Here is a 12,833-nt window from a genome sequence, read left to right on the forward strand (position 1 = left end):
TGCCCTTCGAGTTCAACCCGGACTTCACGCCCACAGGCGATCAGGAGCTGTTCATGACCGTATTGCTGACCTGGGTGGTCAACGCGCTCGCGCTGTTGATCATCACCTACATCGTGCCGTCGATTCACATCCGCAGTTTCGGCACTGCGCTGATCGTCGCGCTCGTGCTCGGGCTCATCAATGCCGTCCTGCGGCCGGTGCTGATCCTGCTGACGTTGCCCGTCACGATCCTCACGCTCGGGCTCTTCATACTCGTGGTGAATGCGCTGTGCTTCTGGCTGTGCGCGTCGCTGCTGAAGGGCTTCGAAGTGTCGGGTTTCTGGTCGGCGTTCTTCGGCTCGATCCTGTACAGCATCGTTTCGTGGCTGCTGTCCGCGCTCATCTTCGGCAACCGCAGTATCGGCTGACGGGTTGCCAACAGGATCATGAACCCTATCGAACTTTCATTCGAATTCTTCCCGCCGAAGACGCAGGAAGGGCTCGAGAAGCTGCGTGCGACACGCGCGCAGCTTCTGCCGCTCAAGCCCAAGTTCGTGTCCGTCACGTTCGGCGCCGGCGGGTCGACGCAGCAAGGCACGCTCGACACCGTGCTCGACATGTCGAAGGACGGCCTCGAAGCCGCGCCGCACCTGTCGTGCATCGGCTCGTCGAAGGACAGCCTGCGAGCGATTCTCAACGAGTACCGCTCGCATGGCATCCGTCATATCGTCGCGTTGCGCGGCGATCTGCCGTCCGGCATGGGCGAGGTCGGCGAGCTGCGCTATGCGTCGGAACTGGTGAGCTTCATCCGCGCCGAATTCGGCGACTGGTTCTGCATCGAAGTTGCCGCGTATCCCGAGTACCATCCGCAGTCGCGTTCGCCGAAGCATGATCTCGAGAACTTCGCGCGCAAGGTGAAGGCGGGCGCCAATTCGGCGATCACGCAGTACTTCTTCAATGCGGATGCCTATTTCCGCTTCGTCGACGATGCGCACAAGCTGGGCGTGGATGTGCCCATCGTGCCGGGCATCATGCCCATCACGAACTTCTCGCAGCTGATGCGCTTCTCCGAAATGTGCGGCGCGGAAGTGCCGCGCTGGGTCGCGCGCCGGCTGGAGAGTTTCGGCGACGACCGCGAGTCGATCCGCGCGTTCGGCCTCGACGTGGTGACGAACCTGTGCCGCCGTCTCGTCGATGCAAAAGTGCCGGGGCTGCATTTCTATACCCTCAACGGTGCGGCCGCGACGAAGTCGATTTGCGAACGGCTGGGCGTCTGACGTTTCTGTTGCTGCAATGAAGAGCGGTGTGCGCGCAAGCGTACGCCGCTTTTTTATTGCACATTCGCGGACACGCACGCCGCCTCGCATTCATTGCGTTGTCATGCAAGCGCGGTGAAAACCCACGCGGTGAAAACCCATATTGAATCTGAATATTGGCTGACTATGATCCAAAGGCACTCGACCCAGCTGCCTCGCGGAGAACAACATGCCAATGTCATCGACGCTGTCTGCAGTCCGCAAGTCCTGTTTGCCCGTCCTGTCCGCCGTCGCGATCGTCGCGGCGTGCGTCGCGCCCAGCCTGAGCGCCGCCGCGTCGCTGCCTGACAAGACGGTCATCTTCTGTTCCGAAGGCAGTCCCGCCGGCTTCGACACCGCGCAGTACACGACGAGCGTCGAGTTCAGCGCAGGCTCGTACACGGTCTATAACCGGCTGGTCGAGTTCGGTCACGGCAGTACCGACATCGAGCCGGGTCTCGCAGAAAAGTGGGACGTCTCCAGCGACGGCCTGCAATACACGTTTCACCTGCGCCACGGCGTGAAGTTCCACACGACGTCTTTCTTCAAGCCGACGCGCGAGTTCAACGCTGACGACGTCGTGTTCACGTATACGCGCATGCTCGATCCCGAGCATCCGTTCCGCAAGGCGTATAACGTGCCGTTCCCGTACTTCACCGATCTCGGGCTGGCGAAGAACATCAGCAAGGTCGAGGCGCTCGATCCTTACACCGTGCGCTTCACGCTGAAGGAAGTGGACGCGCCGTTCCTGCAGCAGATCGCGATGCCGTTCGCGTCGATCCTGTCGGCCGAATATGGCGACCAGCTGCTCAAGGCGGGCAAGGCATCCGACATCAACCAGTTTCCCGTCGGCACCGGGCCGTTCATCTTCCGCAGCTACACGAAGGACGCGACGATCCGCTACGACGGCAACCCGGACTACTGGAAGCCGGGCGTCGTGAAGGTGAGCAAGCTGATCTTCGCGATTACCGTCGATCCGTCCGTGCGTCTGCAGAAGCTCAAACGCAACGAATGTCAGGTGATGAGCTATCCGAAGCCCGCCGACATTCCGCAGATCCAGTCGGATACGTCGCTCGCGCTGCCGCATCAGGTCGGTTTCAATCTCGGCTTCATCGCGTACAACACAAGCAAAAAGCCGCTCGACAACGTGCTCGTGCGCCGCGCGCTCGACATGGCCGTCAACAAGAAGGCGATCATCGATTCGGTGTATCAGGGTGCGGGCCAGGCCGCGACGAACCCGATGCCGCCGACGCAGTGGGGCTACGACAAGAGCCTGAAAGACGCACCGTACGACGTCGACAAGGCGAAGGATCTGCTCAAGCAGGCCGGCTTGCCGGACGGCTTCGACCTGACGCTGTGGGCGATGCCCGTGTCGCGTCCGTACAACCCGAACGCGCGCCTGATGGCCGAAATGCTGCAGGCCGACTGGGCGAAGATCGGGGTGAAGACGAAGATCGTCACGTACGAGTGGGGCGAGTACATCCGCCGCGCGCACAGCGGCGAGCACGAAGCGATGCTGATCGGATGGACGGGCGACTACGGCGACCCCGACAACTGGCTCGGCGTGCTGCTCGGCTGCGACGCCGTCAACGGCAGCAATTTCTCCAAATGGTGCTACAAGCCGTTCGACGATCTCATCAAGCAGGCCCGCAGCACGACGGACATGGCCGTGCGCACCAAGGACTACACCGAGGCACAGCAGATCTTCAAACAGCAAGTACCTTTCACGCCGATTGCACATTCGACGGTTTACCAGCCGCTTTCGAAGGCCATCACGGGGTTCAAGATCGACCCGTTTGGCCCGACGCAGTTCTGGAACGTCGGCCTGAAGTAGCCAACTGGCCGCTTCTGGTCCCAAATTCGCTGAAATTCGAGCCGGCTGCCGCGCATTGCGCGGCAGCGCCGTTTTCGGCGGGTTCGTCTACTTAACAAAGTTAATTTACTCCAATTGCGGCCCCTGGCAAAACTCACTAATATCGCGCTACGCTGGTTTTTGCCGGCGCTGAACCTGGAGGAAACATGAAGCAAAACAAACTGTTGCGCGCGGCACGGCTCACGATGCTGGTCGCGACGGCAGCGGCATCGATGGCGGGGACCCAACTGGCGAACGCCGCCGATATTCCGAACAAAACCCTCGTTTACTGCTCGGAAGGCAGTCCGGCGGGCTTTGATCCGGCGCAGTACACCACGGGCGTGGATTTCACGGCCAATACGTTCACGGTTTATAACCGCCTCGTCGAATTCGAACGCGGCGGCACGAAGGTCGAGCCTGGCCTCGCAGAGAAGTGGGATGTCTCGCCGGACGGCAAGACGTACACGTTCCATCTGCGCCACGGCGTCAAATTCCACACGACATCCTGGTTCAAGCCGACTCGCGAATTCAACGCGGATGACGTCGTGTTCACGTTCCAGCGCATGCTGGATACGAACCAGCCGTTCCGCAAGGCATACCCGGTGCAGTTCCCGTACTTCACCGACATGGGCCTCGACAAGCTGATCGACAAGGTCGAAAAGGTCGACCCGTACACGGTCAAGTTCACGCTGAAGGAAGTCAACGCGCCGTTCATCCAGAATCTGGCGATGGAATACGCGTCGATCCTGTCGGCCGAATATGCGGATTCGCTGATGAAGGACGGCAAGGCCGCCGACATCAACCAGAAGCCGGTCGGTACGGGCCCGTTCATCTTCCGCAGCTACACGAAGGACGCGACGATCCGTTTCGACGGCAACCCGGATTACTGGAAGCCGAACACGGTCAAGCTTTCGAAGCTGATCTTCTCGATCACGCCTGATCCGGGCGTGCGCGTGCAGAAGCTCAAGCGCGACGAATGTCAGGTGATGAGCTATCCGCGTCCCGCCGACATCGCGCCGCTGAAGGCCGACTCGAACCTCGACATGCCGTCGCAGCCGGGCTTCAACCTGGGCTATCTGTCGTACAACGTCCAGCACAAGCCGGTCGACAAGCTCGAAGTGCGTCAGGCGCTCGACATGGCGATCAACAAGAAGGCAATCATCGATTCCGTGTACCAGGGCGCAGGCCAGGCCGCGACGAATCCGATGCCGCCTACTCAATGGTCGTACGACAAGAACCTGAAGATGCCGTCGTACGATACGGAGAAGGCCAAGGCGCTGCTCGCGAAGGCCGGCTTCCCGAACGGTTTCGACATCACGCTGTGGGCGATGCCCGTGCAGCGCGCATACAACCCGAACGGCAAGCTGATGGCCGAAATGATCCAGGCCGACTGGGCCAAGATCGGCGTGAAGGCGAAGATCGTCACGTACGAGTGGGGTGAGTACATCAAGCGCGCGCACGCGGGCGAAGACGACACGATGCTGATCGGCTGGACGGGCGACAACGGCGACCCCGACAACTGGCTCGGCACGCTGCTCGGCTGCGACGCGGTGAACGGCAACAACTTCTCGAAGTGGTGCTACAAGCCGTTCGACGATCTGGTGAAGAAGGGCCGCGAAACCACGGCTCAGGCAGATCGCACGAAGGCTTACACGCAGGCTCAGCAGATCTTCGCGCAGCAACTGCCGTTCTCGCCGATCGCTCACTCGACGGTGTATCAGCCGGTGAGCAAGAAGGTCGTCGATATGCGTATCGAGCCGCTGGGCTACGCGCGCTTCGACGGCGTGAGCATGAAGTAAATCTCGCGATGCGGCGGCTTTCGTTGCCCGCCGCGTCCCAGACGCAGTACGCTTTTCGTTCGGTTAGAAGACTGGTCGAAATGGTCCGGCGACCGGGGTCACGAGCCCTCGTCGCCGGTTGCGTTTTTTCTCACCAAGACCATAGGGACGAACCATGTTCCGATTCGTTTTGCGCCGCATCGGGATGGTCATACCGACTTTCATCGGTATCACGATCCTCGCGTTCGCGCTCATTCACCTGATTCCGGGCGACCCCATCGAAGTGATGATGGGCGAGCGCGGCGTCGACCCTGCCATGCACGCAGCCGCGATGCACCGACTCGGGCTCGACGAACCGCTGCCCATTCAGTACCTCCATTACGTCGGCCATGCGCTGCAGGGGAACCTCGGCACGTCGATCATCACCAATACCAGCGTGATGGACGAATTCCTGGCCCGTTTCCCCGCCACCGTCGAGCTGTCGATCTGCGCGATGCTGTTCGCATTGATCGTCGGGCTGCCCGCGGGCGTGTTCGCGGCGCTGCGGCGCGGCTCCGTGGTCGATCACGGCGTGATGGGCACGGCCCTCACCGGCTATTCGATGCCGATCTTCTGGTGGGGCTTGATCCTCATCATGTTCTTCTCGTCGAAGCTTGGCTGGACGCCCGTCTCGGGCCGCATTGCCGTCGAATACGACATTCCGCACGTGACCGGTTTCCTGCTGATCGACTCGCTGCTGCCCGGCACGGACGAAGGCTCGTTCCGCTCGGCGCTGTCGCATCTGATCCTGCCGTCCATCGTCCTCGGCACGATTCCGCTCGCCGTAGTCGCGCGGATGACGCGTTCGTCGATGCTCGAAGTGCTGCGCGAAGACTACATCCGCACCGCGCGCGCGAAGGGTTTGTCGCCGGGCCGCGTGATCGTCGTGCATGCGCTGCGCAATGCGCTGATCCCTGTCGTGACCGTGATTGGTCTGCAGGTCGGCACACTGCTTGCGGGCGCGGTGCTGACGGAGACCTTGTTCTCGTGGCCGGGCATCGGCAAATGGCTGATCGATGCGATCGGCCGGCGCGACTATCCCGTCGTGCAGGGCGGTATCCTGATGATCGCGACACTCGTGATCGTCGTGAACCTCGTCGTCGATCTGTTGTACGGCGTGCTCAACCCACGCATTCGCCATACGAGGTAAAAACCGTGGCAGACATTCAAAATACCGTCCCCCAGGCAGTCACGCCGCCCAGCGGCCGTGCACTCGCCGCCCGTGAATTCTGGTCCAACTTCTCGCGCAATCGCGGCGCCGTCGCGGCGGGCACCATCGTGCTGGTGCTGATCTTCGTCGCGATCTTCGCGCCGCTGATCGCGCCGCACAGCCCGATCGAGCAGTACCGCGATTCCGTGAAGATTCCGCCCGCATGGCTCGACGGCGGCAACTGGAAGTTCATTCTCGGCACCGACGAAGCGGGCCGCGACATCCTCTCGCGTCTGATGTACGGCGCGCGTCTGTCGTTCTGGATCGGCTTCGTGTCGGTGATCCTCGCGCTGATTCCCGGCATCGTGCTCGGTCTCATCGCGGCGTTCTTCGAGAAGTGGGCCGACACGCCGATCATGCGCATCATGGACGTGCTGCTCGCGCTGCCGTCGCTGCTGCTCGCCGTCGCCGTGGTCGCTATCATCGGTCCGGGTCTGGTGAACACGATGCTGGCGATCGCGATCGTCGCGTTGCCGGGTTATGTGCGTCTGACGCGCGCGTCGGCGCTCGGCGAATTGCACAAGGAATACGTGATGGCCTCGCGCGTCGCGGGTGCCGGCACGGCTCGCCTGATGTTCTCGCAGGTGCTGCCGAACTGCACGGCGCCGCTCATCGTGCAGGCCACGCTCGGCTTTTCGTCGGCGATTCTCGATGCCGCCGCGCTCGGCTTCCTCGGCCTCGGCGTGCAACCGCCGTCGGCGGAGTGGGGCGCGATGCTCGCGTCGGCTCGCGACTACATCGACAGCGCATGGTGGATCGTCACCATGCCCGGTCTCGCCATCCTGATCTCGGTGCTCTCGATCAACCTGCTCGGCGACGGGCTGCGCGACGCACTCGACCCGAAACTCAAACGGCTGGCCTGACATGAGCAACGGTAACCTTTTGACCATCCGCAATCTGGCGGTGAACTTCGGCGGTCTGCCCGCTGTGGATCGAATCAATCTGAACGTGGCGCCGGGCGAAGTGGTCGGCGTCGTGGGCGAATCGGGCTCGGGCAAGAGCGTGACGATGATGGCGCTGATGGGCCTGATCGACGCGCCCGGCAAGGTCACGGCCGACGAAGTCACGTTCGACGGCAAGGATCTGCTGAACGCGTCGCCGAAAGCGCGCCGCAAGATCATCGGCAAGGATGTCGCGATGGTGTTTCAGGACGCGCTGACGAGCCTGAACCCGAGCTACACGGTCGGCTATCAGATCAAGGAAGTGCTGAAGCTGCACGAAGGGCTGCGCGGCGATGCGTTGAACAGACGCGCGCTCGAACTGCTCGACCAGGTCGGCATTCCCGACGCGAAGAACCGCATCAACACGTTCCCGCATCAGATGTCGGGCGGCATGAACCAGCGCGTGATGATCGCGATGGCGGTCGCGTGCAACCCGAAGCTGCTGATCGCGGACGAGCCGACCACCGCGCTCGACGTGACCATTCAGGCGCAGATCATGCAATTGCTGGTGCAGTTGCAGAAGGAGCGCGGCATGGCGCTCGTGCTGATCTCGCACGATCTGGCCGTCGTGTCGGAAGTCGCGCAGCGCGTGGCCGTGATGTACGCGGGCGAGGTCATCGAAACCAACCGCGTGCCCGACATCTTCACCGCGCCGCATCATCCGTACACGGAAGCGCTGCTCGCGGCGATTCCCGAGCACAACGTCGGCGCGGTGCGGCTGTCCGCGCTGCCGGGCATGGTGCCGGGACGCGACGACCGTCCCAAAGGATGCCTGTTCGCGCCGCGCTGCAAGTACGTCGTCGACGACTGCAACAAGGCGCGGCCCGCACTGGCGCCGCTGGCCGATCACGACGCGGCAGCCCAGGTCCGCTGCATCAAGCCGCTGAACCTGGTTCGCGATGCCATTCAACACGGAGGCGCACGATGAATGCAGTACCCGAAACGCGGCGCTCCGATACGAAGTCCGCAGGCGATCACGTGCTGGTCGCCGACAACCTCGCGCGTCACTACGATGTGAAGCGCGGCATGTTCGGCCACGGCACCGTGAAGGCGCTGAATGGCGTGTCGTTTCGCCTGGATCGCGGCAAGACGCTCGCGGTGGTCGGCGAATCCGGCTGCGGCAAATCGACGCTCGCGCGCCAGCTGACGATGATCGAATCGCCCTCGTCCGGCCGTCTGCTGATCGACGGCGAAGACGTGGCGGGCGCGAGCCACGAGAAGATCGCGCAGCTGCGCCGCCGCGTGCAGATGGTGTTCCAGAACCCGTTCGCGTCGCTGAATCCGCGCAAGACCGTCGAGCAGACGCTCGGCGAGCCGCTCGCGATCAACACGCAACTGAGCGCGACCGAGCGCACCGAGCGCATCGCGCACATGATGCGCACGGTCGGCCTGCGCCCCGAGCACGCGAAGCGTTATCCGCATATGTTCTCGGGCGGCCAGCGCCAGCGCGTCGCGATTGCGCGCGCGATGATTCTCGATCCGCAGATCGTCGTCGCCGACGAACCCGTCTCCGCACTCGACGTGTCGATCCAGGCGCAGATCCTGAACCTGTTCATGGATCTGCAGGACGAGTTCAAGACGAGCTATGTGTTCATCTCGCATAACCTGTCGGTGGTCGAGCACATTGCGGACGACGTGATGGTGATGTACTTCGGCGGCGTTGCCGAACTCGGCGACAAGAAACGCATCTTCAGCAAGCCGCGCCATCCGTACACGCGGGCGCTGATGTCCGCGACGCCGTCGATCTTCGAAGCCGACCGACGCATCCAGATCAAGCTGCAAGGCGAAATGCCGTCGCCGCTCAATCCGCCGTCGGGCTGTACGTTTCATCAGCGTTGCCCGTATGCTATCGAGCGTTGCCGACAAGAAGAGCCGAAGCTACGTGAAGTGGATGGTCGTCAGGTCTCGTGTCATCGCGCCGAGGAGGTGGGAGAAGACACGAATGCATGATGGGGTGACGGCGCGTGGTCACACGCGCCGTCACGCGCGTCGTTTGCATGCGAGGCATGCGAGCGGCGCGCGCATTGTGTCTTCGTATCGGTGGGTTGCTCGCGTGCTGGTTGGCGCGGCGCTCGTCGTGGCGGCGCAATGCCCGTTTTTGCCGTTGCATGCGTTCGATGTGATCGCCCCGGCACATGCCGCGGGCGCCGCAGCGAACACGCCGGTGCAAGCCGCGCAGGCCAATCAGGCCGGCCGTCCCGCCGTCGCCGTGCCGCGCGACACGTCGCAGCCCCGCGCGACGCTGCCAGGTTTCAATCCACCGCCTTCTTACGCCAGCGGTACGACCGCGAGCGGTCCCGTGCGCGCGCAACCGGCGCGTATGCCGTTCTATGTCGCGACACGCGGCAGGACGACGATCTATCTGCTCGGCACGCTGCATGTCGGCGATCCGAACGACTATCCGCCGAATCATCCGTTCCGTGCGCCGATTCTCGGTGCGCTGGCCGCGTCGCCCACACTTGCGCTCGAACTGTCGCCCGACGATCTGCTCGTCTCACAGGACGACGTGTCGAAGTACGGCGTCTGCTCGTATCAATGTCTGCCGAAGCTGTTGCCCGAGCCGTTGTGGCACAAGCTGGAGATGCGTCTGCGCAGCAATCCCGCCGCGCTCGATGAAATCCGCAAGATGCGGCCGTGGCTCGCCGCGTTGCTGGTCGAAACCTACGATTCCCTCTCCGCCGGCCTGCAAACCGAATACGGCACGGAAGCGCAGCTGCAGAACGTGTATTTGCGGCAGAAGGGGAGGGTTGTGGGACTGGAACGGCTCGCCGAACAGATGCGCGCGTTCACGGGGCTGACGCTGGCGCAGCAGCGCGAAATGCTCGCGCAGGATCTCGTGCAGACGCCCGCCGAAAATGTCACGGACGTGCGGACCTTGCACCGCTTGTGGCGGGTCGGCGACGCCGATGCAATTGCTGCGTGGGAAGCGGCGAAGTCGGAGAAGCTCGCACGCGACAGGCGCATCTCCGCGCAGGTCGACAACAAGATCGTGTTCGAGCGCAACCGGCGCTTCGTCAACCGGATGCTCGCGATCTCCGCGCCGAACAAGCCCGTGTTCGTCGCGATCGGCGCGCTGCATCTGGGCGGACAGAAAGGCGTGCTGCAACTTCTGCGGCAGCGCGGGTTCGTCGTCGATCCTTATTGACGCGCCGGCGAGCCGTCATTCTTCAGACAGACATTGACCGTACGCGCATTCAGCGACAACAGCGCGCGATAGTGCTCGTCGGCGTCGTCGAACTGCATCAGGCGGTCGAGCGCCGAGCCGAGATTCAGATGCACGTCGGCGAGCGTCGGATCGATCTTCAATGCCTCGCGATAGTGATGCACCGCTTCGTCGAGTTTGCCTTGCGCTTCGAGCGCCACGGCGATGTTGTTATGCGCATCGGGCGAGCGCGGATCGAGCGCCAGTGACACACGGTAGCAACGCAGCGCCAGCGCCTTGTCGGCGAGCGCGTCCGCGATGAAACCACGGTCGTTCCAGCATTCGGCAACGTCCGGCTCGAGTTCGAGTGAGCGGTCGATGTAGTCGAGCGCTTCCTGATGTTGGCCGCGCTGGTGCAGCAGCACGCCGAAGCAGTGCAGCGCGTGCGGATGGTCCGGGCAGATGTCGAGTGCCTCGCGGTACAGCGATTCGGCTTCGTGGAAACGGCAGGCGCGATGCGCTTCGAGTGCGAACGCGAGCGTGACGGGGACGGTGTGACGGGCGAAGGAAGAGGAAGGGACGGCGGACTGCGCTTGCATGGCATTGCTCTCCAGACTCTCGAAAGAGCCGGCGCCCGATCTTCGGAGCGCCGGACCCTGTGAACGATGGGACGCTCACAGGTTAGGTCCGGGGCTTTGGCCAAACTATCAGATGCATCCTAAAAAGCGCGGTGCGCCTTTTGACATGTAGCATGCAAACGGATCGCAAATCCTGAAAACAGGCTGTCGCGAGCCGTCCGCAGAGACGCGCTACAGGAACCGCACTACTGGAACATCAGGAAGTTGAGCAGGAAGATGTTCACGACGAGCAGCGACAACGCCGTCGGAATCTGTACCTTGATCACGGCATTCTTGTCGGGCAGTTCCAGCAGCGCCGCGGGCACCATGTTGAAGTTCGCGGCCATCGGCGTCATCAGCGTGCCGCAGTAGCCGGAGAACATGCCGATCGCGACCATCACGGCCGGGTTGCCGTGAAACACGTTGACGAGGATCGGCACGCCGACGCCGCCCGTCATCACCGGGAAGGCCGCGAAGCCATTGCCCATCACCATCGTGAAGAGCGCCATGCCGATGCAGTACACGGCCACCGCGATCAGCCGGTAGTCCAGGCTGATGTAGGCGGTGGTCACGTGCGCAACTGCCTTGCCGACGCCCGCGTCCGAGAACACGAGGCCGAGCATGCCGAGCATCTGTGGCAGCACGGCGGCCCACGACAGCGCATCGACGAGGCGGCGCGCTTCCTTCATCGACTGGCCGACGGTGTCGCGCGTCATCACGCAGGCGAACGCCAGCGCAATCACGCAGCCGATGCCGAAGCCGATCAGCGTGACGTTCTTCTGCTCGATCAGCGGCGTGCCGCCAAACACCAGATGGCTCGCCGTCAGCGTGATGATCACCGTGACGACGGGAATCGTCAGCGCGGGGACGAAGAGCTTGTTGCGCAGACGCTCGGCGCTCGCCTTGCGCGCCGCTTCCGACAGCACCTTCGGCTTTGCGGCCGTCACGCCGCCGAAGCCCGCGATCAGCGCCATCACGATGACGAGCGCGCCGACCAGTTCGACGGGCAGCCTGTCGCCGATCAGGAAGATAAGTGCATAGATGATCCAGAAGCCGCCTGCCGTAAAGCGGCGCGGATGGTCGCGATCGGTGACGATCATGCCGCCGATCACCAGCAGCACGATGCCGAGCAGCCAGAACAGATAGTTGATGGTGAGTGTCATGCTTCGTCCCCGGTGGCCGACGTGGCGGAATGCGCGGCGGGCTTGCCCGTCGCGTTGTTGTTGGTGTTTGCAACGTTGCCGCGCAGCTCGCGCTCCAGCTTGCGATCGAGCAGGTACAGCCGGAAGCCGTGAATCAGGAACGCGCAGATGGCCGTCGGGATGCCCCACACGGCGACGTGGATCGGCTCGACGGTGATGCCCGCTTCCTTCAGGAACGTGACCATCAGCACGATCGCGCCGAACGCGACGAAGATGTCCTCGCCGAAGAACAGGCCGACGTTGTCCGTCGCCGCCGAGAACGCGCGCAGCTTGTAGCGCACGGCGTCGCTGAGCTTGCCGAAACGCGTTTCCGTCGCGCCTTCCGCCATCGGCGCGATCAGCGGACGCACCATCTGCGGATGCCCGCCGAGACCCGTCAGGCCGACGGCCGCGGTCAGTTCACGCACGAGCAGATACACGATCAGGAGACGCCCGGCCGTTGCCGCCTTGATGCTCGCGATCCACGTCTGCGCGCGCTCGCGCAGCCCGTGCCGTTCGAGCAGGCCGATGACCGCGAGCGGCAGCAGGATGATGAGGGGAATGTTGCGCGTCTTGATGAAGCCGCTGCCGATCGCAGCGAGAATTCTGTCGGGCGGAAAATGCGCGGCGATCGCGGTGATGACGGCGGCGGCGGCCACGATCAGCATCGGATTGAAGCGCAATACAAAGCCGACGATGATGACCGCGACGCCAATGAGCGGCCATAGGTTGACGGTTGACTGCATCTAGATCTCCAGAGGTGGTCCTGCATTGGGACACCGCTCGTGGCGGCGAACTT

Annotated in this window: 12 protein-coding genes; 9 read left to right on the forward strand and 3 right to left on the reverse strand. The window is 63.1% G+C overall.

Annotated elements, in window-relative coordinates; translation table 11 throughout:
- The first annotated feature begins 53 nt into the window (after positions 1-53).
- The 9 genes from FRZ40_RS12045 (at position 54) to FRZ40_RS12085 (ending at position 10,239) form a co-directional block, all read left to right on the forward strand.
- Positions 54-407, forward strand: coding sequence for a phage holin family protein (locus FRZ40_RS12045; protein ID WP_028367399.1), 354 nt, complete (start codon positions 54-56; stop codon positions 405-407).
- Positions 408-425: 18 nt separating this feature from the next.
- A complete protein-coding gene (gene metF / locus FRZ40_RS12050) occupies positions 426-1,256 on the forward strand; it encodes a methylenetetrahydrofolate reductase [NAD(P)H] (RefSeq protein WP_028367400.1) in 831 nt (276 codons plus the stop codon).
- Between the two features lie 208 nt (positions 1,257-1,464).
- On the forward strand, positions 1,465-3,108 hold the full coding sequence (locus tag FRZ40_RS12055; RefSeq protein ID WP_147234235.1) for an ABC transporter substrate-binding protein: 1,644 nt from the start codon (positions 1,465-1,467) through the stop codon (positions 3,106-3,108).
- A 185-nt stretch (positions 3,109-3,293) separates the two neighbouring features.
- Positions 3,294-4,925: an ABC transporter substrate-binding protein gene (locus tag FRZ40_RS12060; protein WP_028367402.1), complete on the forward strand. Its 1,632-nt coding sequence runs from the start codon at positions 3,294-3,296 to the stop codon at positions 4,923-4,925.
- 154 nt (positions 4,926-5,079) lie between these two features.
- Positions 5,080-6,093, forward strand: a complete 1,014-nt coding sequence (locus tag FRZ40_RS12065) for an ABC transporter permease subunit (protein ID WP_028367403.1) — start codon at positions 5,080-5,082, stop codon at positions 6,091-6,093.
- A 5-nt stretch (positions 6,094-6,098) separates the two neighbouring features.
- The gene (locus tag FRZ40_RS12070) at positions 6,099-7,016 is read left to right on the forward strand and encodes an ABC transporter permease subunit (RefSeq protein ID WP_028367404.1); all 918 of its coding nucleotides are present in this window, start codon (positions 6,099-6,101) and stop codon (positions 7,014-7,016) included.
- Position 7,017: 1 nt separating this feature from the next.
- A complete protein-coding gene (locus tag FRZ40_RS12075) occupies positions 7,018-8,022 on the forward strand; it encodes an ABC transporter ATP-binding protein (protein ID WP_028367405.1) in 1,005 nt (334 codons plus the stop codon).
- Positions 8,019-9,044: a peptide ABC transporter ATP-binding protein gene (locus tag FRZ40_RS12080; RefSeq protein WP_147234236.1), complete on the forward strand. Its 1,026-nt coding sequence runs from the start codon at positions 8,019-8,021 to the stop codon at positions 9,042-9,044. The genes FRZ40_RS12075 and FRZ40_RS12080 overlap by 4 nt, the downstream gene beginning before the upstream one ends.
- Entirely contained in the window at positions 9,037-10,239 is a 1,203-nt protein-coding gene (locus FRZ40_RS12085; protein ID WP_147234237.1) for a TraB/GumN family protein, read from the forward strand. Before FRZ40_RS12080 ends, FRZ40_RS12085 begins: the two co-directional genes overlap by 8 nt.
- Here the strand turns inward: FRZ40_RS12085 and FRZ40_RS12090 are convergent.
- From FRZ40_RS12090 to FRZ40_RS12100, 3 genes are all read right to left on the reverse strand, one after another.
- Positions 10,233-10,835: a tetratricopeptide repeat protein gene (locus FRZ40_RS12090; protein ID WP_028367408.1), complete on the reverse strand. Its 603-nt coding sequence runs from the start codon at positions 10,833-10,835 to the stop codon at positions 10,233-10,235. The two genes, FRZ40_RS12085 and FRZ40_RS12090, sit on opposite strands and share 7 nt — an antisense overlap.
- Before the next feature lie 224 nt (positions 10,836-11,059).
- On the reverse strand, positions 11,060-12,016 hold the full coding sequence (locus FRZ40_RS12095; RefSeq protein ID WP_028367409.1) for a DUF979 domain-containing protein: 957 nt from the start codon (positions 12,014-12,016) through the stop codon (positions 11,060-11,062).
- Entirely contained in the window at positions 12,013-12,780 is a 768-nt protein-coding gene (locus tag FRZ40_RS12100; protein WP_147234238.1) for a DUF969 domain-containing protein, read from the reverse strand. Before FRZ40_RS12100 ends, FRZ40_RS12095 begins: the two co-directional genes overlap by 4 nt.
- Positions 12,781-12,833 lie beyond the last annotated feature (53 nt).

Origin of the sequence: Paraburkholderia azotifigens (genome assembly GCF_007995085.1) — a bacterium.
GTDB lineage: Bacteria > Pseudomonadota > Gammaproteobacteria > Burkholderiales > Burkholderiaceae > Paraburkholderia > Paraburkholderia azotifigens.

Excerpts from the sequence above, each read along its gene's own strand:
- FRZ40_RS12045 (WP_028367399.1), top strand. The coding sequence starts at position 54 with ATGACCGTATTGCTGACCTGGGTGGTCAACGCGCTCGCGCTGTTGATC.
- metF (WP_028367400.1), top strand. The coding sequence starts at position 426 with ATGAACCCTATCGAACTTTCATTCGAATTCTTCCCGCCGAAGACGCAG.
- FRZ40_RS12055 (WP_147234235.1), top strand. The coding sequence starts at position 1,465 with ATGCCAATGTCATCGACGCTGTCTGCAGTCCGCAAGTCCTGTTTGCCC.
- FRZ40_RS12060 (WP_028367402.1), top strand. The coding sequence starts at position 3,294 with ATGAAGCAAAACAAACTGTTGCGCGCGGCACGGCTCACGATGCTGGTC.
- FRZ40_RS12065 (WP_028367403.1), top strand. The coding sequence starts at position 5,080 with ATGTTCCGATTCGTTTTGCGCCGCATCGGGATGGTCATACCGACTTTC.
- FRZ40_RS12075 (WP_028367405.1), top strand. The coding sequence starts at position 7,018 with ATGAGCAACGGTAACCTTTTGACCATCCGCAATCTGGCGGTGAACTTC.
- FRZ40_RS12080 (WP_147234236.1), top strand. The coding sequence starts at position 8,019 with ATGAATGCAGTACCCGAAACGCGGCGCTCCGATACGAAGTCCGCAGGC.
- FRZ40_RS12085 (WP_147234237.1), top strand. The coding sequence starts at position 9,037 with ATGCATGATGGGGTGACGGCGCGTGGTCACACGCGCCGTCACGCGCGT.
- FRZ40_RS12090 (WP_028367408.1), bottom strand. The coding sequence starts at position 10,835 with ATGCAAGCGCAGTCCGCCGTCCCTTCCTCTTCCTTCGCCCGTCACACC.
- FRZ40_RS12095 (WP_028367409.1), bottom strand. The coding sequence starts at position 12,016 with ATGACACTCACCATCAACTATCTGTTCTGGCTGCTCGGCATCGTGCTG.
- FRZ40_RS12100 (WP_147234238.1), bottom strand. The coding sequence starts at position 12,780 with ATGCAGTCAACCGTCAACCTATGGCCGCTCATTGGCGTCGCGGTCATC.